This is a genomic window from Patescibacteria group bacterium (genome assembly GCA_028707065.1).
GTDB lineage: Bacteria > Patescibacteriota > Patescibacteriia > Patescibacteriales > WJLG01 > JAQTUZ01.
This window is the reverse complement of sequence record JAQTUZ010000017.1, coordinates 13,548-34,075: the sequence shown is the minus strand read 5'-3', so window position 1 is coordinate 34,075 and position 20,528 is coordinate 13,548. Positions and strand designations below refer to the sequence as shown.

The following is a 20,528-nucleotide window of genomic DNA, read 5'->3' as shown; positions in this document are numbered from 1 at the left end:
AAGCATAAGGTTTCCTGGGCAACGTAAATCGGCCCAGGGTTAGTCGGTCCTAAGACGAGGCCTTTGTAATGGGGGCGTAGCCGATGGATAAGCTGGTTAATATTCCAGCACTACCGTTTTTTTCCAATGGGATAACGAAGTTTCGAACCGCAAGCGCGATATTGGTATATGCGTTTATTGCTTCAAGAATAGCTCCAGGCAAATCCGGAGCGATATTTCAAGAGGTCGTATGCAGATGGTCTAGCAATAGATCGTCAATTTGCGGGGAGGGACTTCCCAGAAAACTCTCTAGGGTTAAGGAAACGGTACCCGTACTAAAACCGACACAGGTTGGCGAGTCGAGAAGACTAAGGTGCACGAGAGAATCATCGTTAAGGAACTCGGCAAAAAATCGGCCGTAAGTTCGCAAGAAGGCCTGCCGATCGCAAGATCGGCCGCAGCGAAAGAGCCCAACGGACTGTTTACCAAAAACACAGCTCTCTGCTAACTCGTAAGAGGATGTATAGGGAGTGACGCCTGGCCAGTGTCCAAACGTTAAGGAGAGGGGTTAACCGCAAGGTGAAGCCTTGAACCGAAGCGTGGATGAACGCCGGCGATAACTATAATCGTCCTAAGGTTCTCTAATATAGAGAGATTTATATCAGAGAAGGATTGGGACGATTATAGATAGGTAAACAAATAAGGAAGCTGCCCAATTATGATGTAAATTATAATTGTCCTAAATTGACTATATGCTGGAAACTCTGTGGGTAAAACCCTGTAGTATCGAGCGCTACTTGATGGTATAATACAATATATATTAATTGTCTAAAATTATGCCAAAAAGTGAAAATTCGTCTCGTGCAGACAATCAGCAGGAAAGACTAATTATGTTAGGTTGGATAACCGGTTATGTTGACGGAGAAGGTTGTTTCTCAATTAATTTTGTGAAACAGCCGGATCGAAAAGAAACGTCAAGAATCAGAAGAGGATATAAAACCGGTTACCAAATTGCCCACGAATTTGCCGTGGTGCAAGGAGAAAAGAGCATCGATAGCTTGAAAAAATTGAAAGATTATTTCAAGGTCGGTAATATTTATATAAATCGCCGTTATGACAATCATAAAGAGCATTTATATCGATATTCCGTTTCAAAAAGAGAGGATTTAATTAATGTGATTATTCCTTTCTTTCAAAAATATCAACTGCAAACCTCCAAGAAAAATGATTTTAATTTTTTCGTTAGATGCGTGAAGTTAATAAAAAACGGAAAGCATTTAACAAAAAGCGGCGCGATAAAAATCGCATTGATCACTGAAAAAATGAATCATCAAAAATCTCGAGCAAATATAATTAGAATCCTCAGAAACCAAACGTCAAATTCTACCCAAAGGTAGAAAAGATAGAGTTCTATCTGCATAGCGATATGCAGCCACGAAAGTGGGCTTAATAGTAATATTAAGCAAAGCGATTAGCGAAATTCCTTGTCGGGTAAGTTCCGACGTGCTTGAATGGCGTAACTAGTTGGGCGCTGTCTCAACGATGCACTCGGCGAAATTGCAGGATGAGTGAAGATGCTCATTAACCATAGCTGGACGAAAAGACCCCATGAAGCTTTACTATAACTTGATATTGGATTTGGGATACGCATGTTCAGAATAGGTGGGAGCCTTCGGGCACCAGTGAGATACCACCCTTGTTTGTTCTAAATTCTTACCCTAGGAAGTGAATCCTTCCGGGGAACAGTGTCTGGCGGGTAGTTTGTCTGGGGCGGATGCCTCATAAAAAGTAACTGAGGCGTTTACAAAGGTCGGCTATCCCGGAATGGAAACCCGGGAGATAGCGCAAAGGCACAAGCCGGCTTTACTGCAAGACTGACACGTCGAGCAGTTGCGAAAGCAGAACTTAGTGATCCGACCATCCAATATAGGATGGTGGAAGCTCATCGGATAAAAGCTACTCTGGGGATAACAGGCTAGTCTGGTCCAAGCGTCCACAGCGACGACCAGGTTCGGCACCTCGATGTCGGCCCGTCTCATCCTGGGGGTGTAGAAGCTCCCAAGGGTTGGGCTGTTCGCCCATTAAAGAGGCACGCGAGCTGGGTTCAAACCGTCAATTTGGCGGCTTATTCGAGTAATCGAATTCGAAAAAGTCAACTCATATCGGTGAAGTCCTGACATTAGTTATTGCAAAATAACCTGTCACATGTTAGGATAATACCGAGGGAAGTTGATTATGTCTAAAAACATCACAGTCAAAAATTTGGCTTATTTAGCCGGTTTTCTCGATGGTGATGGAAGTATCTATGTCAGGCTGAAACCTAATCCGACCTATCGGTTCGGATTCCAGATTTCTCCCTGCATCGCCTTCTTCCAAGCCAAAAAAGAAAAAGAAAACTTCGCGAGAGTTTGCGCTCTGGTCGGAGCCGGTTATATGAGAGAACGAAAAGACGGAATAATGGAATATGTCGTCAATAAAAAAAATGACATCGTCGATTTTCTGTCCCAAGTAAAACCTTATTTGATCTTAAAAAGACGTCAGGCGGAATTGATGATCAAGATATTTGAGCTGAAAGAGAACGTCAAAGATCAAAAAGATTTTGAAATATTGGCTGGTATGATAGATAAGTTCAGGGAACTTAACTACTCCAAAAAAAGGAAGAGGCATAATTTAACCCCGTAGAGACTGATCCCGCACAGGGAGAGAGTGATGCGAAGAGCATTGCTAACACGTTGACCTCCGGTTAAAACCGGATGGTGGTATAGTCCATACGTTTGGTAACAGACGATTAAGAAATGCGTAAGACAGGTTGGTCTCCTATCTACTATGGTCGCGGAAACTTGAAGAGTCTAATCCCTAGTACGAGAGGACCGGGATTAACGAAGCTCTGGTGTATCGACTGTCCCGCCAGGGGCATTGCCGAGTAGCTACCTTCGGTTTTGATAAGCGCTGAAAGCATCTAAGCGCGAAGCTGTCTCTGAGATTAGGTTTCATAGGTTGGCAGGAGAATACTGCCTTGATAGGCCTTACGTGTAAGTACCGCAAGGTATTGAGCGGAGAGGTACTAATAAACCATTTGATTTTCCCACATTTTTGTTTCTAAGATGACACACGTTTTACCTTTAACCAAGTTGGTTGTATAATGCGAATACTACGAATTTTACGCGAATACTACGAACAGGTTTTGTAGATTTCAGTAAAATTTTAGTTTAGCAGTCTAAGTATTCAGTTATCAAAGTTTTTTGCTAATTTGATTTTATTATTTTGGTGGCATCGCGGCGGGGTCACACCTGATCCCATCCCGAACTCAGAAGTTAAGCCCGCTTGCTCCGATGGTACTTGGGCCTGAGCCCTGGTAGAGTAGGAAGCCGCCAGAATAATGCAATCAAATTCAATTAACCTGCTTCAAGGGCAGGTTTTTTTGTTTGCAGTGATTGTGGCCCTTGCCCCGTCGGATGACGGGGTGAGCCCTGGTAGAGTAGGAAGCCGCCAGAATAATGTAATCAAATTCAATCAACCTGCCATAACGGCAGGTTTTTTGCTATTTTTAGAGATTTGTGGTAATTATAAATTATAAGACAATAATAAAAATTTTATATGATAATGCTATTGGCAACGCTTATTATAGTAATTTTTTTCACCACATTTTTTTATTTATTTGCTAATATTTTTATTCCATTATTTTTTGATATTCCAGCAACAATAAGGCTTGGGCAAAAAAATATTATAAAGCAACAGCCAGTTTTAAAAAAATATATTATAACAATATCTGCATATAGTATTGCAGGATTTATAATTTTATTGGCTAATTATTATTTTTTTATTAAATATTCTTTTGGTTTTTCAATAAGTATATTTATTGGGGCTGGCCTAGGTCTTCTAGGAGGTTCGTGGAAAATAATTTGGCTCTTTTTTCGTAAATCGGATAACTATCTGAAATGGTTAGATTTTTATAGAAAGGACAACTCATACTATTTGAAAACAATTGATATAAATATACTTAATGAGGCGTTGGGTAATAAAATTAGGAAAGTTGAAAAATAAATAATTAATTTAGCTACGGCGCATTTTGCCTTGGGCTGAGACGCTGATAATTATCTCTTTGCCACTTTTTTAAAAAAGTGGCGCAAAAACTGCTCGCAGGTGAAAATTTCCTATCACTCCGCTAGGAAGCCTAGTAAAATTTCAAACTCGCGCGAGGCGCGCTCAAACAGTGAAATTTTACACGGCTTCTACGCTCGTGACTTAACGGAAATTTTCAATGCTCGCTATAAGGAATATTAATAGTGGTCGTTGACAAAATTATTGAAACGTGATTAACTTTCATTGATTAGTCCTTTTTACAATAAATTGTAATTTATAAAAGATCCAATGAAAACGATATTCAGCAAAGGAGGAGATAATGAGATATGATCAAATAAAAAAACCTGTCATTGATCCTGTTATCGTTATCAATGTTGACTCGCAAGGGCATTACTACGACAAACCCGGTGGTTCTATGCAGGGTTATTACTCGGAAGGAATTTATCGTTTCAATGAAACACTTTGGCATGAAGCACCGAAATATTTTGTTGCCGGTGTAGTTTTGCATCCAGACATCCAGCTTAGTGGGCCGAAGAGGTATGATATCAGTGACGTCGAGCAATGGCGCCATCCTGATGATGAGCCCGGGGTGGGATTCGTCGATGCTAATGAAATGTATGCCTATCTAGTGAAAAACAGGATGATGGAGAGTCAGTTAGGATTTTTTGATCTATGGGCCATAAGAGCTAAAGGTTTTCTGTTCTTTGAAAAATATTTTGGCGATAAAACAATCCTTGCCTGGAAATCAGTTTATCGTTATTATCATGATGATTTTGCTCATCCGCCGGGTTTCTGGAAACCCGATTATGGGCCGCAGAGAAGATATAATCATCTCTGCGTTCCCTGCCTTTATGCCGGATTTGTCTTGGGGGTTGGGAGCTATTCTTCTTTAAATAGCTGGGGCGGTCCGGGAGAGACGTTGCCTCAAAATCATGTTTCTCTCCGTTTCAAAAGATAAATTTGTTTGGTCACAGTCTCATCGCAGGCTGTGACCATTTTTATTTTCAAGAATCTTCGCCGTTTTTTTGTTCCGTCGCAGTCTTCATCGGCTCCTTCGGCAAACTCAGGATAAGAAAGTTCAGGACTGGTCGCCGCGGACTGCGACCGTTTTTTTGTAGTAAATCGATAAATTTTACGACTAAGTGCCTAATCAACTAATTGACTAATCGAGCGTTGACTTTTGAGGGGGAATATGATAAAAGATAAGGAAATAGATTTGAGAAATTCACTTAATTAAGGAGGTTGTTGTGAGTGTTAGTGAAGTAATCAAAGCGTTCTTTAAGATGATTTTAAACGCGCTGTTATCGGTCGAGTCGTTTTTCTTCCAGCTTTGGCTGAAAAGATTTTCCCAGGGCGAGCGGGCCAATATTCTGTATCACAAATCAGAGCTGGGAAATTTCTTTTTTTTCAAGAAAAACGGCTGGCCGGGAAAAATTTCGCCCGGCGGTTTTAATCCGACGTCGGCCGGGGACACTTTCCTGACAATTATTATCGAAGGCGATCCGACCATGGGCGGCGGCGATCCTTTGGCTCGCAAATTCGACGAGCAAATCAATGCCCTCTCCGGAGCGGCAGCCAGAAATAAGCTTTCTATTCCTCGGCCGCCGCGGCGAACTCCCGCTGACCATCCGCTGAAGGCGATTGAAACGAATCGGGTCTCGGTATCAGAAGACGACGTAGTTGTTTTTGAAATACGTCCGCTTTTTCCAAGAGAACATGATCCGCGCGATTAACCGGGTCGCTGAAATTTTTTCAACCATAAATCAGGTTGACAAAGCTCGCATTTCTACAGTGCGGGCTTTTTTTATTTGATAATATTTGTTATTATAGTAAAGCTAATACTAATAATTTTTTATGAATCAAGTGATTATATTGGCGGCCGGCAAGGGAACGCGGATGAACTCCGAATTGCCCAAGGTTTTAGTTCCCTTAAATGGCGAGCCGATGATCAAGCGCTTGCTTCGGGAAGTGGTGGCGTCCGGCGTTTGCGACCGGCCGATTATTGTTGTTTCGCCGGATAATCAGGAAATGATCAGGCAGGCGTTAAGCGAATTTGATTGTGATTATGCCATCCAGGATGAACAATTAGGCACCGGCCATGCTTTTTCCTGTGCCCGAGAATCAGTAGAGGAAGAAGTCAAGAATTTGATCGGTCTTTATGGCGATCATCCGTTTATCACCAAAGAAACGATCAGAAATTTGGTAAAGGCTCATCAAGGGGAATTGACCATGATGACAGTTAACTTGCCTGATTTTGAAGATTGGCGGGAAAATTTCCGCCACTGGGGAAGGATCGTCCGTGATGAAGCTGGCGAGATAATTGAGATTAAGGAATTCAAGGACGCTAGCGAGGAAACAAAAAAGATCACCGAAGTAAATCCCGGACTTTTTTGTTTCAGGAAATCATGGCTCTGGGACAATATTGATAAATTGCGCAATAACAATAAGCAAAGCGAATATTATTTGACTGATATGGTAAAAATCGCTTTCGAGTCAGGTTTGGAGATCGAGAGTTTGCCCATCGAGGCGCATGAAGCAATGGGAATTAACAGCCGCGAAGAATTGGCAATCGCGGAAAAAATATTAGAGGAAAAATAAATCTATGACTTTGATCAAATCAATTTCCGGCATTCGCGGGACCGTCGGCGGCCGAACCGGTGAAGGATTGGGGGCATTAGAGACGGTAAAATTCGTCATGGCTTTCGGGCAATTTTTAAAGGAAAAAGTTAGTGAGCCGAAAATAATCATCGGCCGCGATTCCCGCCCTTCCAGCGAAATTTATCATAATTTGGCGGCTAATGCTTTGGCAAGTCTGGGCGTTGAAGTTATCGATGCTGGCCTATTGTCTACTCCCAGCTTGCAGATGGCAGTCATATCCAGCCAGGCTGCCGGCGGTATTATTATTTCCGCTTCGCATAATCCTAATGGCTGGAATGGATTAAAGTTGGTTGAGGCGAGCGGAGAATTTTTAACTCAAGCGCAAGGCGAAAAAGTTTTAGCGATCGCGGAGGATTTGAAGTTTGATCTGGCCGGCGAAGAAAAATTCGGGAAAATAATTCAGCGGGAATATTTTTTGGCCGAGCATCTGGATAAGATTTTAGCCTTAGGCCTAGTTGATCGGCTGGCGATCGCCGAACGTAATTTTATAATCGCGGTCGACGGCATCAATTCGGTCGGCGGGCGCGATGTTCCCGAACTTTTAAAGCGTTTAGGTGTAAATAAAATTGAAAAATTAAATTGCGATCTGTCCGGACACTTTGCCCATCATCCCGAACCGCTGGATAAAAATTTAGGAGATTTGTCCGCCTTGGTGATGGAAAAAAAATGCGATTTGGGAATTGTGGTTGATCCGGACGGCGATCGGATGTCATTAGTCTGCGAAGACGGCAGTTTTTTTAATGAGGAATATGTCTTGGTCGCGGTGGCTGATCACGTCTTAGCTAAGAGCGGTGCCGGTAATACGGTTTCCAATTTGTCATCCAGCCGAGCTTTGCAAGACGTTACCGAAAAACGCGGCGGACGATATTTCCCTTCGGCGGTCGGCGAAGTGAATGTGGTGGCGAAGATGAAAGAAGTTAAAGCGGTAATTGGCGGCGAAGGCAATGGCGGAGTGATTTATCCCGAACTGCATTATGGGCGCGATGCGTTAGTTGGCATTGCTTTATTTTTAAGCGCGCTGGCTGAATTTAAAGGCAAATGTTCGGAATTGAGAAAAACTTTCCCGGCTTATTTCATTGCCAAAAATAAAATCGAAATGCCCGGGAAGATCGATTGGCCGAAGATTTATTCGCAACTGGAAAAAATATATCAAGGCTCGCGGATCGATAAAGTTGACGGATTAAGGATTGATTTTGATCATGAGTGGGTGCAATTGCGCCCCTCTAATACCGAGCCGATCGCCCGCATCTATGCCGAAAGCGATTCGCCGGCTAAGGCGGAACAATTAGCGCAAAAAATGATCGCCGAACTTAAAGAGATTATTTGATTTCTTTGCCAAAATTATCGGAGGTGGTAATATAGCAGTATTATGAAACAAATTTTAGATCTCCATATCCATTCCAAATATTCTCGCGCCTGTTCGGGGCAATTAACTTTGCCGAACATTGACGCGGCTTGCCGGATCAAGGGCATTGATATTATCGCCACCGGCGATTTCACTTATCCGTTGTGGTTCAAAAATATCGAAGAGGAACTGGAAGAAATCGGCGTCAGCGGTTTATACCGGCTAAAAAGCGGTACAAACGTAACACACCCCGCCTCGCCCACGCCCAAGGCGGACGCGGCGGGCTCGGCACCCCTCTCGAGAGGGGACTCTTTTATTAAATTTATTCTCTCGACGGAAGTGGCTTTGATCTATAAAGACGGCGGGCCGCACGCGAGAAGAATTCATTTGGTAATCATGGCGCCGAATATCGCCGCGGCAAAAAAGCTGAACGAATATTTGGACAAGAAATTTAATATCCGTTCTGATGGCCGGCCGATTTTGGGAATGAGCGCACCCGACTTGGTGAAAATTTGTTTGGACATTCATCCGCAATTCTTGATTTATCCGGCGCATATCTGGACGCCCTGGTTTTCGGTTTTCGGCTCGAAGTCCGGTTTTGATAAGATGGAAGAATGTTTTCGCGACCAGACTAAAAATATTTACGCCTATGAAACAGGATTGTCATCTGACCCGGAAATGAATTGGCGCTTGACCGCGCTTGACAACTTGACGCTGCTTTCAAATTCCGACGCGCATAGCTTGGCTAATCTGGGCCGGGAATGTAACGTATTTGACTTAAATGATTTTTCCTATCAAGAAATTTATGATACAATAAAGAATAAGGATCTTAAGAAAATAATCAAGACGATAGAATTTTATCCGGAAGAGGGGATGTATCATTATGACGGCCATGCCGCTTGCGGAATTTCTCTAACGCCCTTGGAAACTAAAAAGCTAAAAGGAATTTGTCCGGTTTGCAAAAAACCTCTCACCATTGGCGTTTTAAATCGCGTTGAAGAATTGGCTGACCGCCCCGAGGGCGGCAAGTCGCCCAAAAGTTATCCCTACATCAAATTAGTTGAACTGGACAAAATAATCGCCGAAGCTTTGAGTGTTAAATCAAGAAGCTCGCAAAAAGTTAAAACCGAATACAACCGGATGATCAAAAATTTTGGTCCGGAACTCTCGATTTTAATGGATTTGCCCGAAGAATCGCTGGCGAAAAAATCCTTGCCGCTGGTGGCGGAAGGAATAAAAAGAGTCAGAGAAGGAAAATTAGAAATTAAACCCGGTTTTGACGGACAATATGGCGCAATTAAAATATTTTCTGCAGCGGAAAAACTTCAAGGTAAAACGCAAAAACCGCTTTTTTGAGGGTGCCCGAAAAAGAATTACCGACGGGAAGTTTTGGCTGATCTCGGTCCTGCCGATCTTATTCATTTTATATAATCATATGAGGCAGAGAAAAAAAATACGCGAGAAAAGAGAAAATTTTTTTCTGGGCGTGGCGCTTTATTCCCTTTTTTCAGTTGCGGCGGCCGTCTTCCTTGTTTTTATTTTTAGCGGAAATGTGCAATTTGCCGCCGGAGTCAATCGGCAAAAAATAGCCCCGGTTGATGCCGCCGATCGCGATCTCGTGGTTGATAGTTTTAATAAAGCGCTGGACGAGGTGGAATCATACATCCGTGGCAATATTTCGGCCTTGGCGGAGGCAAATCATGCCGGTGACAGCAGCGCAACGGTCGATGACGTTGATTTTATCAATGTTAATCGCGCCTTGATTTTCTATCATGGACAAGCTGATCGATATTTGGCCGAAGTGGTTTTTAACGACAATAACCATCAAGTTAACGTCGAAAGATTTATTTTGAAGATCAAGAATGATACTGATTACTCGGGAGGAGTATATGGCGCGGACTGATAATTAAGTAAAAAGCAGTAAGTAAAAAGTAAAAAATATCCGCGGTTGGCGGATATTTTTGATATCAGTATTGAAAATTTTTAAAAGAGATTGGCGTGACTGGCGGCGAGCCGGGATAAATTTCCGAGGAAAGAATGATAGATGGATAAATAATTTTTTGAGCCGCTTTCCCAAGGCATGATTCGCTCGTTAAGGCGGGAGATACTTTTGGGGATCGGCGCGGGTTTGACGAGCGGGGCGCCGAAAATTTCGGCGACGATGATCGTATCTTGCCCGGCGAATTTTCCTTCGGCGATGCCGACGCCGATCTCGCCGTATTTGTCATTTAAAATATTGGCGCGATGTTCAGGCGAAGCGATCCAGGCCCGCAGTAATCCCTCCGCGGTGATAAAGTCCATTGCCAAATTTTCGCCCACCAGCGAATATTGATAGCCGGTTTCTCTGATCCAGCTGGAAAATTTTTTGCCGTTGATGGCGTGATCGAATGTCTGGCTGTCTAAAACGGCTTGCGCCTTGTTCACCGCGGCTTTGGTCAGTTGATCGTTAAGATCAAGCGAATCTAATCCCGCGCGGTCCCTTTCTTTATTGGTCAGAGAAATTATTTTATCAGGCGTGATCGAGGCCATTAAGGCCGTTTTAGGCAATAAAAAAATCCCCAGCACTATGGCAAAGAGGGAAATAGAGTAGAGATATTTATTTAATTTTAGGCAATAAAAAATAGAAATCGGTGAATTCGCCCGTTTTTGCAAATTTTTCATTTTTTGTTTTTATTTTTGGATAAAGTTAATTTTGACTTTATCTATAATAATTATAGCAAAATTACCGATTGCTGTCAATGATAAAAGTCATTATAAAATAAATTAATTTCCTTGTAGCGCGCATTGGAAAATTTTGGATAAGACGCGCAGCGTGGAAACCGTGCAAAATTGCGTTGTCCGAAGGCCGCTTCTTTATTATAATAAATTTATAAATAAAAGCGGACGAGTATAGCAATTTTGCTAGGTTTCATAGCGAAGCGTCCCAAAATTTGTCCCTGCGCGCAGTTTTTTGCGCCACTTTTTTTAAAAAAAGTGGCAAAGATTTTTGAAATAATGTCAGTAATAGACCCTCCCCGTCCGCGAGGCGCGGCCACCCCTCCCGAGGAGGGGACTTTTTAAAATAATTTCGCAGGTTCGGATTATGCCTTATAGTTTGCTATAATAATAAAGTATGTTAGAAGAAAAAAAGCCAAGTAAAATTTGGCTAAAAATACTGCTGGTCGCGTTTTATCTTTTTGTTTTCGCGGTCTTGCTGAATAATTCTTTCGGTTATCTTGACCCGGATTTCGGCTGGCATTTGAAAATGGGCGAGCAGATCTGGCAGACTCGCGCCGTGCCGGACATCAATTATGAAGATTATACTTTATCGGGAACGCGCTGGGTCGATCACGAATGGCTGCCGGAAATATTCGTTTATTTGGTTTATCATTATTTCGGTTATATCGCGTTAAGCGTTTTTTTCGCCCTGCTGATCGTCGCCGCCTTGATAATCCAGCTCGCCTTCACCAGAAAATTTTTTCTGACTGACGATCGGGGTTTGTTTTTCGTTTTAATTTTGCAAGCTTTCGGCACTTATGCCAGCTTGCCGCTATTGGGCGTCAGGGTGCAGGAAATAACCATTCTTTGTCTGCTCCTTCTTGCTATCATCATCTATCTTTATCAGCGGAACAAAAATTACCGCCTGCTGGTTTGGCTGATTCCGCTTTTTATTTTTTGGGCCTCGGCTCATGGCGGATTCTTGGTCGGCTTTTTTGTCTTGGGGCTGTTCGCCCTCGTTAAGGCCGGAGAATTATGGAGCGCCAAAAAATTTCCCGTTCGCTTTATCGATTACCGCGGAGTTTTAAACCTCAAACAAATCGGCAGCTTGGCCGGATTTTCTTTTTTGGCTCTGGCGGCGACGCTCGCCACCCCTTACGGTTATCGCCTTCACCTTTTTTTATTGGGTTGCCGCGATTCTTTTTATCAAATCTACCTTGGCGAATGGCAGAGCCAATACAGCTATCCCTTTGTTTTTCCGCAGTTAGGCTATCTCGAGATCGTTTTGATTTTTTTGGCGCTGTTATTTTTCGCCGCTTTTTTCATTAAAGGCGGGCAACGCCGAAAAATCGACCTTTACCAAACCATTTTAGTTATTTTTTTCGCCGCGCTGGCCTTCAAAGCCCGGCGGCATTTCCCTTTATTATTTATTGTTTCCTTGCCGATTATTTCCTGTTTTTTTATCAATTTCTTCGCCCTAAAGCCGGAACCGGAAACTTCTCTGCCAATGCCGGCCGGCAATGCCCGTTTACCGGGAAAAAGAAAAATAAATATAGCGCTAAAAAATTTATCCCTGGCCGTTTTAACGCTGGCTCTGTTGGCGGGCGCGGGCATTTTTATTTTCCGGACGCCTTTCACCGCGACGCCGGAAAAAAATTACCAGGACCAATATCCGTATCAGGCCGTGGCTTTTTTGCAAGCGCACCCGGAATGGAACGATTTGAAGATTTTCAATGATTACGGCTGGGGCGGCTATCTGATCTGGCAATATCCGGAAAGAAAATTATTCATCGACGGGCGCTTGCCTGAATATCCCATGCGCGGCCGGACAGCGCTTGAAGAGTATAAGGCGTTTTTCGATCCCGAGCAAATGATCGCTCAAATGCAGTATTATGATATCGGCCTGGTGCTCATCAGCCCGAAAGAGGATTATCCCAAGATTCCTTGGTGGGAAATATGGTATTTTAACTTGAATATGGAACAGATCAATTCTGACATCAAAAAAAGTTTTTCTTTTCTTGAGTATCTGCGCGCTTCGCCCCGGTGGCGTTCGGTTTACAACGACGGGTTGGCGGAAATTTTCGTCAGGCAGACTAATCAGTGATCGATCATGATGGATAACGAAAAAGTGAAAAAATATTATCAGGAAGCGGAAGATTACGATTGGGCGGAAGCGGCCGATCATTTTGTCGGCCCGGAAACTTTCTTGCACCGCTTCAGGGAAAGAGAAGTGATCAAACTGCTTAAAGAATTCGGGCAAGAAAAATATCTTGATGCCGGATGCGGAACCGGCTTAATCTCCCGGCATCTGCCGGCCGGATCGGCGGGAGTGGATTTGAATCCGCGCAATATCGCGAAAGCTAAGATCAACGCTCCGGGCAATGAATATTATTTAGCCGATCTGGAAAACATCCTGCCTTTTACAGCTGATTTTTTTCGCACTGTTGTCTGCACCGAGGTGCTGGAGCATTTGTTGCAGCCGGAAAAAGCCCTGGCGGAGATCAGCCGGATTTTGCAACCGGACGGATTGCTGATCGGTTCGGTACCGGGAAAATCCTGGCTTTGGAAATTACGGAAACTGTCTTTTTCCCGCCGGCATTTCGTCGCCGAACCGTATCATCGCCATCGCCATAAAAAAGAAGTGATCGATCTCTTAAGTCCCTTTTTCGAAGTGATAAAAATTTATTCCCGGCCTTTCAAAATGCATTGGTTTTTTGTGGCTAAAAAACGAATATGAAAACGATCATCGTCATTCCGACTTATAACGAAAAAAATAATTTGGCCGGCTTGGTCAAGGAAATTTTTTCTTTGGCTATGGAAAATTTGTCCGTGATTATCGTTGATGATAATTCTCCGGACGGCACCGGTATCTTGGCTGACAATCTGGCGGAAGAAATGGCCGGAGTCGAAGTCATTCATCGTCCGATCAAGAGCGGTTTGGGTTCGGCCTATGTCGCCGGCTTTAAGCTGGCCTTGGCTTGCGGGGCCGATTATATTATGGAAATGGATGCAGATTTTTCCCACGATTGCCGCTATCTTCCGGTTTTTTTGCGCGAGATGAATGACGCGGATCTGGTTTTGGGTTCGCGCTACGTTAAGGGCGGGGCAATAGTGAATTGGGGATTAACCAGAAGATTGGTCAGTTTGCTGGGCAATATTTACGCCCGGTCGATCTTAGCCGTGCCGATTCGCGATCTGACCGGCGGTTTTAAATGTTATCGCCGCGCTGTTTTGGAAAAAATCGATTTAGACCGGCTTGATTCCCAGGGCTATGTTTTTCAGATCGAGACGACTTATCTGGCGCTAAAGCAGGGTTATAAAGTCAAAGAGATCCCGATCGTCTTCACCGAGCGGGAAGCGGGCAAATCAAAATTCAATTTTAAAATATTCTTTGAAGCATTGGTCAGGGTCATATTTTTAAAATTTGGTAATTGGCGCAACGCGAAACGATCATGAATAAATTTATTTTGGATAAATCAATTGTCAAGAAAGATTGGTTTTGGCTGACTTTGATCATCGCGGCCGGTTTGGGATTGCGGCTTTGGCTGATGGGCTTTTTAACCAGCTTTACTTTTGATGAAACGGTTTCCTTCTCGGTGGCTGCCAAGCCGTTGGGCCAGATTTGGTCATATGTCCAATGGGAAATGCACCCGCCGCTGCATTATTATTTTCTGCATTTTTGGCTGGTGCTATTCGGCGCGACAGAAGTTTCCGCTCATCTGTCTTCGATTTTTTTGAGCCTATTAACCATCATTGCTTTGTATCTTTTAGGCAAAGAAGTTTTTGCTAAAGGCATGGCCGGATTGGCCGCCGCCGCTCTTTACGCCTTTTCTTCTTATTTTTGTTATTATGGGATTTGGGTCAGAATGAACACAATGTTATTTTTGCTGGCGACCCTTTCCTTTTTATTTTTTCTCAAGCTGACCAAATCGCACAGCCGGCAAACTCCCGTTAACGCGGCGCTGTTCACTTTTTTCACTCTGGCGGCGCTGTTCACACACTTAACCGCGGGATTATTGTTCGCCATCGATGCGGTTTATCTGGCTTATCTTTGGCTGACCAAACAAAGTGAGCTTAAGCCGCTGTTGGCTAAATTTGTCCTTCCATTTTTAATCATTTTTGCCGCTTACGGGCTGTGGTTTTGGAATTTTTGGCAGTCGCGCTTGAGCGGATTAAGAAGCGACGCCTGGTATTTCCACATCAGCGGCCAGATCGAGCCTTGGTTTATTATCGCGCTCGATTCGATAAAGTTTTTAACTCCGTTTGACGGATATTTTTTTAATCTGCTGGCTTTTTCTCTGCTGGCGATTTTGGGCTTCTGCTCTTTCGCCGCCATCAGCCTGGACCGGAAGCAGGGCCTGCGATTGCGAACTTATTTTTCCTCCGGCGCTTTTTTTTGCTGGCTGGTTTTTTTCCTTTCCTTTTTCGGGCTGTTCCTCACCAAGCTTTTTGTTTTGCGTTACGCGATAATTCCGGCGATCGGCTTGTTTTTGATTCTTGGTTATGGCTGGTCAATGGCGGATCGATATTTGCGGGTCGCGCTGATTGGTCTTTTTTGCCTGTTGTCGATTATGTCTTTTTGGGCCTTTTCGGTGGTGACGATCGACAATGCCAGCTGGAAAGGAGCGGCCGATTTTATCAGCCAGAACGAACGTCCGGGCGATAAAATAGCTGCGGCGCTTTACTTCGATCTCTTGCCGCTGGATTTTTATTATCGGGGAAAATTGCCGGCCGCCGCGCCTTTGGACGAAAAATATCGCGGCAACGATCTCTTGCGCACGACGATCAAGACGAATGTTTATCCGACCACCGATCAGGCCAATATCGTCCAGCTTGCGGGTTTTTTAGGAAACAGCCGGAGAATTTTTTTGCTCGTTTCCGACGGCGAGGGAGCTTTTCCCGCCGTGCCGTTAATCGCCGAAAGCTGGCTTCAAGCGCAAGGTTTTGTCAAAGTCAGGGAATGGCCCGGGGTTGCTAATCGCCCCGCTTATGTCTGGCTGATGGAAAAAAAGTGATCGGCGCTTTTTAAAAATGCTTGCCAAAAACGGGAAAATCAATTATAATAAAAGAGTTAAAAATTATAATCCGAACCTACGAAATATCCGAATATAACGAACAGGCTGATAATTCCGCTGCGGCGGGATTCGGTTCGCAGGGTTCGTAGTATTCGCGCATAATTTGCAGTATTTGTGTTATATTCCGTATGTTTTTTCAAAGAAAACCAAAACATAAAAAAATCGATTTCCTTACCGGCCATGAAAATATCGCCAGCCTGGTGGAGACTTTGCATTGGCATCAAAAGCGCCAAAGCCGCCGCTCGGTTTTATCGTTTTTAAAATATCTGGCGGTCTTTTTAATCGTCATTTTTGTTTTGGGATCGGTATTGGCGGGAATTTTATTTTTTCAATTTAAGGGTCTTTATGATCTGGCCGCCTCGGGCAAAGCCGATTTGCAGAATTCGCTTAATGCGGCGCAGGAGAAAAATTTCAGCGCCATGGGCGATGATTCATTGGCGGCGGAAAATTCTTTTACCGCGTTAGCGGGCGAACTGGCGGCGTTGCGCGCCAACCCGATCTTTAAAAATCTTAACTTGGGGCAAAAAGAATTGGCTGATCTTGATTCTTTGGTGGCGAGTGCCGGGGTGATCAGCCGGGCGTTGAATGAGGCGGCAAAGCTCGGCACGCAATGGGACGGGATCATGGGCGGAAAATTCGGCACTAATTTTTCTCAATTTTCCACGGCGCAAAAGCAAGCTTTGTTAAAATCGATCTTTGAATCCGGTCCGGAATTGAACGGGCTTAAGGCTGATCTGGATTTGGCTTTGCTGAATTTGGATAAGGTCGAAGCGGACGGATTTCTTGCTCCGTTCCAAGGGCAGCTTAAGCAGGCGAAAAGCAAACTGATCGAAGCTTCCAAACTTTTATCCGAGGCGGCTCTGGTGTCGCAGCTGGCGCCGGAATTTTTCGGTTATCCGGCTAAATCCACTTTTTTGGTCCTCTTCGAGAATAATACCGAGTTGCGCCCCACCGGCGGTTTTTTGGGAACCTATGGAATTTTACAAACCGAAAATGGCGACGTGGCGCGTTTTGATTCGCATGATATTTATCATATGGATCAGCCGATGGAGGCCCTGCATTTGCTCTCGATCATGCCGCCCGATCCGATCAAAAAATATCTTAATCCGACCTGGTATATGCGCGATGCCAATTGGTCGCCGGATTGGCCGACTTCCGCCGCGCAAATAATCTGGTTTTATAACAAGGAAAATAATCTTTTGCCGGCCAAGAATCAAATCAATGATTTTAACGGCGATTTTAACGGCGTGATCGCCGTTACGCCCGAGTTTGTGACGTCACTTTTGGGGTTAACCGGGCCGATCACCGTTAATGGCGAGCAATTTACCAAGGATAATTTTACCGCCCTCCTGCAATACAAAGTCGAGCAGGATCTGGCGGCGCAGAATGTCACTTCCTGGCAGCGCAAGGAAATTATCGGCAAGATACTCGCGGAAATGAAAACCAAACTTTTTAATCTGGATTACAGCCAGTGGCCGGCGGCGCTAGCCAAGGTCAATGAAGCGGTCAAGCAAAAAAATATTCTGGCCTATCTGCCTGATGATTACCATGAAGGATTGGTGGCAAGTTTGGGCGCCGGCGGCGAGATTAAATCAGTGCCCGGTGATTATTTAATGCTGGTTGATGCCAACATGGCCTCATTGAAAACCGATGCGGTAATGCGGAGGAATATTAATTATCAAGTCAGACAAAAATCCGACGGGCTTTACGCTGATTTAAAAATTACCTATGCCAATACCGGCAAGGCGGACTGGCGGACCAGCGATTATAAAGATTACGCCCGGATTTATCTGCCGGAAGGGAGCGAAATAACCAGCGCGACCGGATTTACCGTCTTGGACAAAACTTATGACGAATTCGGCAAGACGGTCGTGCCGGGATTATTAAATGTTCGTTTGGGCAAAAGCACCACTTTGAACATTTCTTATAAATTACCTGCCAATCTGGCCGACCAATTTTCCCAAGGAAATTATCAGCTTTATTTGCAAAAACAGCCGGGCAATATGGTTCAAACCGTGAAAGTTGACGTAATGGCTCCAACTGCGATAAAATCATACAATCCCGTTGACGGCGTAAATGTAAATGGTTACGACATTATCTGGAATTCGACATTGGAAACGGACAAAGAGTTTAACGTTAATTTTTAATTTTTGAATTTTATAATTTTTAAATAAAGCAAAATTTTTTCAGCCAGCGGCTGATCAGCCTTTGGCTGAAATTTTCAATTTTGAATTTTGAAATAAGGCTTCAATTTTTAAATTTTTAAAAATTTGGTCATTGAAAAATTATTTAAAAATTCAAAAATCAAAAATTTTAATCATGTTTATTAAGAGCATAGGAATCGATCTCGGAACGACATATACCCTGGTGCATCTGCCCCGGAAGGGTATTGTAATTAACGAACCAAGCGTGGTTGCGGTTTCGATCGATGATCGGAAGATTTTGGCTGTGGGCAACGAAGCCAAGGAAATGCTCGGGCGGACGCCGGACAATATCATCGCCGTCAAGCCGCTGAAGGACGGGGTGATCGCCGATTACCGCACGACCGAGGCGATGTTGAGATATTTCATCAATAAGACTTTGGGAAATTTTCGGCTGTTCCGTCCGGAAGTGATGGTCGCCGTGCCGGCCGGAATCTCTTCCACCGAGCGCCGGGCTGTCATCGAAGCGACAATCTCCGCCGGCGCCAAAGCCGCTTACATCATCAAGGAACCGATCGCGGCCGCGATCGGCGCGGATATTCCGATCGGTTCGTCTTCCGGCCATATGATCGTGGACATCGGCGGCGGTACCGCGGAAATGGCCGTTATCTCTTTGGGCGGCATTGTTTGCGTCAATTCCGTTAAAGTCGGCGGCAACAAATTTGACGTGGCTATTACCGAACATATCCGCCGCAAATATAATCTCTCGATCGGCGAGCGCACGGCCGAAGAAATAAAGATCAATGTCGGCGCCGCGCTGTATCTGAAAAATAAATTGACCATGGAAGTCCGCGGCCGGGATGTGGTGTCTGGTTTGCCGCGGAGCATCAACGTGATCAGCGACGACGTCACCGAGGCGATCCAAAATGAATTAGAAGCGATCATCGCGGCGATTAAAAAAGTCTTGAACGATACTTCGCCGGAATTGTCAGCCGATATCATGGACAAAGGAATTGTGATGGCCGGCGGCAGTTCACTGCTCCGAAATATTGATCAGCTCGTCTCGCGCACGATTGGCGTGCCGGTTTATATCGCCGATGAGCCTCTGCTCTGCGTCGCCAAAGGAACCGGCATCGCGCTGGATAATCTGGATTCTTATAAGCGTTCTATTTTGGCCACCAAATAAATTTTCATAACACATATCACATAACACATAACAGTTTTTGACTTGTGTTATGTGTTATGTGCTATGTGTTACGTGAAATGATCATCGGCATCGACGCCTCGCGCGCCAACAGAGCTCATAAAAGCGGCACGGAATGGTATTCTTATTATCTGATCAAATATTTTGCCCGGCTGGATAAGGATAACCAATTCATTCTATATACCGATCAACCGCTGGCAGCCGATCTGGCCGATTTGACGACGCTTGATTTCATCGGGCAAGAAAAAAATAATTTTCACCCGGAATACGACCAAGACGGCTATCAAATCGTTAAAAGCCCCCACAATAATTTCAAGGCCAAAATTTTACATTGGCCTTTTACTTATTTTTGGACCCTGGGCCGGCTTTCGCTCGAGATGCTTTTGGCCAAGCCTGATGTTTTATTCATTCCGGCCCACGGCATCCCCTTGCTGCGGCCGAAGATAACGGTCAATACGATCCACGACGTCGCCTTTAAAAGAGAAGCGGCTCTTTATGAAGAAAATAAGCTTGGTCCGGAAAAGGGGCGGGGCAGGCGGGTGATAAATCTTATCGTCCGTTTTTTCACGCTGGGAAAATACGGGGCCACTTCCACTGATTATCTTAATTGGTCGACTGTTTATTCCTTGAAACATTCGACCAAAATAATCACCGTTTCCCAATTCACCCGCGCCGAAATATTAAAGATGTACAAATGCGTGGAGAAAAAGATCACGGTCATTCATAACGGCTTCAACGATCTGTTCTATAAAAAGATCAATGATCATGATCAGATCGCCAAAATTTTGAACAAATACGGGATTGCCCGGCCATATTTATTGTATGTCGGCCGATTGGAAAAGAAAAAAAATACGCCGCTGCTGCTGGAAGCATTCGTAAAATTAAAACATCATCATCCCGGCCTTCCGGAAAAATTAGTATTGATCGGCGATGCCAGTTACGGCTCTGATGAAATAAAATATATTATCCACGAATTCGGTTTGCATAATGAGGTGATCATGCCCGGCTGGACCGCGGAAGAAGATATTCCTTATATCTTTAATGGCGCCAGCGCTTATATTTTGCCTTCTTTGCATGAAGGTTTTGGCGTCACGATCTTGCAGGCTCTGGCCTGCGGCGTGCCGACGGTGGCGTCCGACATTCCGGTTTTGCGGGAAGTGGCGGGCGATGCCGCGCTATATTTCGATCCGCGCGACAAGGAAGAATTGGCTCAAGCGATGGAAAAAATCATCACTGACCCGGCTTTGCGCGCCGAGCTTGTCGCTAAAGGATTGAACCGGGCCAAGGAATTCAGCTGGGAAAAGTGCGCCCGGGAAACCTTGCGAATTCTGACGGGGAATGGTTAA

The 20,528-nt window shown here is 44.4% G+C and carries 15 protein-coding genes and 2 rRNA genes; 16 read left to right on the top strand and 1 reads right to left on the bottom strand.

What is annotated here, in order from left to right:
- The 9 genes from PHE24_05555 to PHE24_05515 form a co-directional block, all read left to right on the top strand.
- A 23S ribosomal RNA gene (locus tag PHE24_05555) occupies positions 1-3,068 on the top strand; the annotation flags it as partial.
- Positions 3,069-3,242: 174 nt separating this feature from the next.
- A 5S ribosomal RNA gene (gene rrf, locus PHE24_05550) occupies positions 3,243-3,356 on the top strand.
- 220 nt (positions 3,357-3,576) lie between these two features.
- On the top strand, positions 3,577-4,023 hold the full coding sequence (locus PHE24_05545; GenBank protein ID MDD4902570.1) for a hypothetical protein: 447 nt from the start codon (positions 3,577-3,579) through the stop codon (positions 4,021-4,023).
- 358 nt (positions 4,024-4,381) lie between these two features.
- The gene (locus PHE24_05540) at positions 4,382-5,020 is read left to right on the top strand and encodes a hypothetical protein (protein ID MDD4902569.1); all 639 of its coding nucleotides are present in this window, start codon (positions 4,382-4,384) and stop codon (positions 5,018-5,020) included.
- A 289-nt stretch (positions 5,021-5,309) separates the two neighbouring features.
- Positions 5,310-5,795 (top strand): hypothetical protein, encoded by a 486-nt coding sequence (locus PHE24_05535; GenBank protein ID MDD4902568.1) that lies wholly within the window; start codon positions 5,310-5,312, stop codon positions 5,793-5,795.
- 121 nt (positions 5,796-5,916) lie between these two features.
- Positions 5,917-6,660 carry an NTP transferase domain-containing protein gene (locus tag PHE24_05530; protein ID MDD4902567.1) on the top strand — a complete coding sequence of 248 codons (744 nt, stop codon included), beginning with the start codon at positions 5,917-5,919 and terminating at the stop codon, positions 6,658-6,660.
- Positions 6,661-6,664: 4 nt separating this feature from the next.
- Positions 6,665-8,047, top strand: coding sequence for a phosphoglucosamine mutase (gene glmM, locus PHE24_05525; GenBank protein MDD4902566.1), 1,383 nt, complete (start codon positions 6,665-6,667; stop codon positions 8,045-8,047).
- A 42-nt stretch (positions 8,048-8,089) separates the two neighbouring features.
- Positions 8,090-9,421, top strand: a complete 1,332-nt coding sequence (locus PHE24_05520) for an endonuclease Q family protein (GenBank protein ID MDD4902565.1) — start codon at positions 8,090-8,092, stop codon at positions 9,419-9,421.
- A gap of 79 nt (positions 9,422-9,500) precedes the next feature.
- Positions 9,501-9,968 carry a hypothetical protein gene (locus tag PHE24_05515; GenBank protein ID MDD4902564.1) on the top strand — a complete coding sequence of 156 codons (468 nt, stop codon included), beginning with the start codon at positions 9,501-9,503 and terminating at the stop codon, positions 9,966-9,968.
- A gap of 80 nt (positions 9,969-10,048) precedes the next feature.
- On the opposite strand, the gene PHE24_05510 is transcribed toward PHE24_05515, so the two are convergent.
- Complete coding sequence (locus PHE24_05510) at positions 10,049-10,612, bottom strand: CAP domain-containing protein (GenBank protein MDD4902563.1); 564 nt, start codon at positions 10,610-10,612, stop codon at positions 10,049-10,051.
- Positions 10,613-11,177: 565 nt separating this feature from the next.
- On the opposite strand from PHE24_05510, the gene PHE24_05505 reads away from it, so the two are divergent.
- The 7 genes from PHE24_05505 to PHE24_05475 all read left to right on the top strand — a co-directional run bounded on the left by PHE24_05505 (position 11,178) and on the right by PHE24_05475 (position 20,528).
- Complete coding sequence (locus PHE24_05505; GenBank protein ID MDD4902562.1) at positions 11,178-12,866, top strand: hypothetical protein; 1,689 nt, start codon at positions 11,178-11,180, stop codon at positions 12,864-12,866.
- Positions 12,867-12,872: 6 nt separating this feature from the next.
- Positions 12,873-13,499, top strand: coding sequence for a class I SAM-dependent methyltransferase (locus PHE24_05500; protein ID MDD4902561.1), 627 nt, complete (start codon positions 12,873-12,875; stop codon positions 13,497-13,499).
- Entirely contained in the window at positions 13,496-14,218 is a 723-nt protein-coding gene (locus tag PHE24_05495; protein ID MDD4902560.1) for a polyprenol monophosphomannose synthase, read from the top strand. The genes PHE24_05500 and PHE24_05495 overlap by 4 nt, the downstream gene beginning before the upstream one ends.
- Positions 14,215-15,777, top strand: a complete 1,563-nt coding sequence (locus PHE24_05490; GenBank protein MDD4902559.1) for a glycosyltransferase family 39 protein — start codon at positions 14,215-14,217, stop codon at positions 15,775-15,777. Before PHE24_05495 ends, PHE24_05490 begins: the two co-directional genes overlap by 4 nt.
- A gap of 188 nt (positions 15,778-15,965) precedes the next feature.
- Positions 15,966-17,984 carry a DUF4012 domain-containing protein gene (locus PHE24_05485; GenBank protein MDD4902558.1) on the top strand — a complete coding sequence of 673 codons (2,019 nt, stop codon included), beginning with the start codon at positions 15,966-15,968 and terminating at the stop codon, positions 17,982-17,984.
- A gap of 172 nt (positions 17,985-18,156) precedes the next feature.
- Complete coding sequence (locus PHE24_05480) at positions 18,157-19,164, top strand: rod shape-determining protein (GenBank protein ID MDD4902557.1); 1,008 nt, start codon at positions 18,157-18,159, stop codon at positions 19,162-19,164.
- A 56-nt stretch (positions 19,165-19,220) separates the two neighbouring features.
- Positions 19,221-20,528: a glycosyltransferase family 1 protein gene (locus PHE24_05475; protein ID MDD4902556.1), complete on the top strand. Its 1,308-nt coding sequence runs from the start codon at positions 19,221-19,223 to the stop codon at positions 20,526-20,528.

What these genes read in the sequence shown, in the direction of transcription:
- PHE24_05545 (MDD4902570.1), top strand. Translation starts at nt 3,577, where the DNA reads ATGATAATGCTATTGGCAACGCTTATTATAGTAATTTTTTTCACCACA.
- PHE24_05540 (MDD4902569.1), top strand. Translation starts at nt 4,382, where the DNA reads ATGAGATATGATCAAATAAAAAAACCTGTCATTGATCCTGTTATCGTT.
- PHE24_05530 (MDD4902567.1), top strand. Translation starts at nt 5,917, where the DNA reads ATGAATCAAGTGATTATATTGGCGGCCGGCAAGGGAACGCGGATGAAC.
- glmM (MDD4902566.1), top strand. Translation starts at nt 6,665, where the DNA reads ATGACTTTGATCAAATCAATTTCCGGCATTCGCGGGACCGTCGGCGGC.
- PHE24_05520 (MDD4902565.1), top strand. Translation starts at nt 8,090, where the DNA reads ATGAAACAAATTTTAGATCTCCATATCCATTCCAAATATTCTCGCGCC.
- PHE24_05515 (MDD4902564.1), top strand. Translation starts at nt 9,501, where the DNA reads ATGAGGCAGAGAAAAAAAATACGCGAGAAAAGAGAAAATTTTTTTCTG.
- PHE24_05505 (MDD4902562.1), top strand. Translation starts at nt 11,178, where the DNA reads ATGTTAGAAGAAAAAAAGCCAAGTAAAATTTGGCTAAAAATACTGCTG.
- PHE24_05500 (MDD4902561.1), top strand. Translation starts at nt 12,873, where the DNA reads ATGATGGATAACGAAAAAGTGAAAAAATATTATCAGGAAGCGGAAGAT.
- PHE24_05495 (MDD4902560.1), top strand. Translation starts at nt 13,496, where the DNA reads ATGAAAACGATCATCGTCATTCCGACTTATAACGAAAAAAATAATTTG.
- PHE24_05490 (MDD4902559.1), top strand. Translation starts at nt 14,215, where the DNA reads ATGAATAAATTTATTTTGGATAAATCAATTGTCAAGAAAGATTGGTTT.
- PHE24_05485 (MDD4902558.1), top strand. Translation starts at nt 15,966, where the DNA reads ATGTTTTTTCAAAGAAAACCAAAACATAAAAAAATCGATTTCCTTACC.
- PHE24_05480 (MDD4902557.1), top strand. Translation starts at nt 18,157, where the DNA reads ATGTTTATTAAGAGCATAGGAATCGATCTCGGAACGACATATACCCTG.
- PHE24_05475 (MDD4902556.1), top strand. Translation starts at nt 19,221, where the DNA reads ATGTGCTATGTGTTACGTGAAATGATCATCGGCATCGACGCCTCGCGC.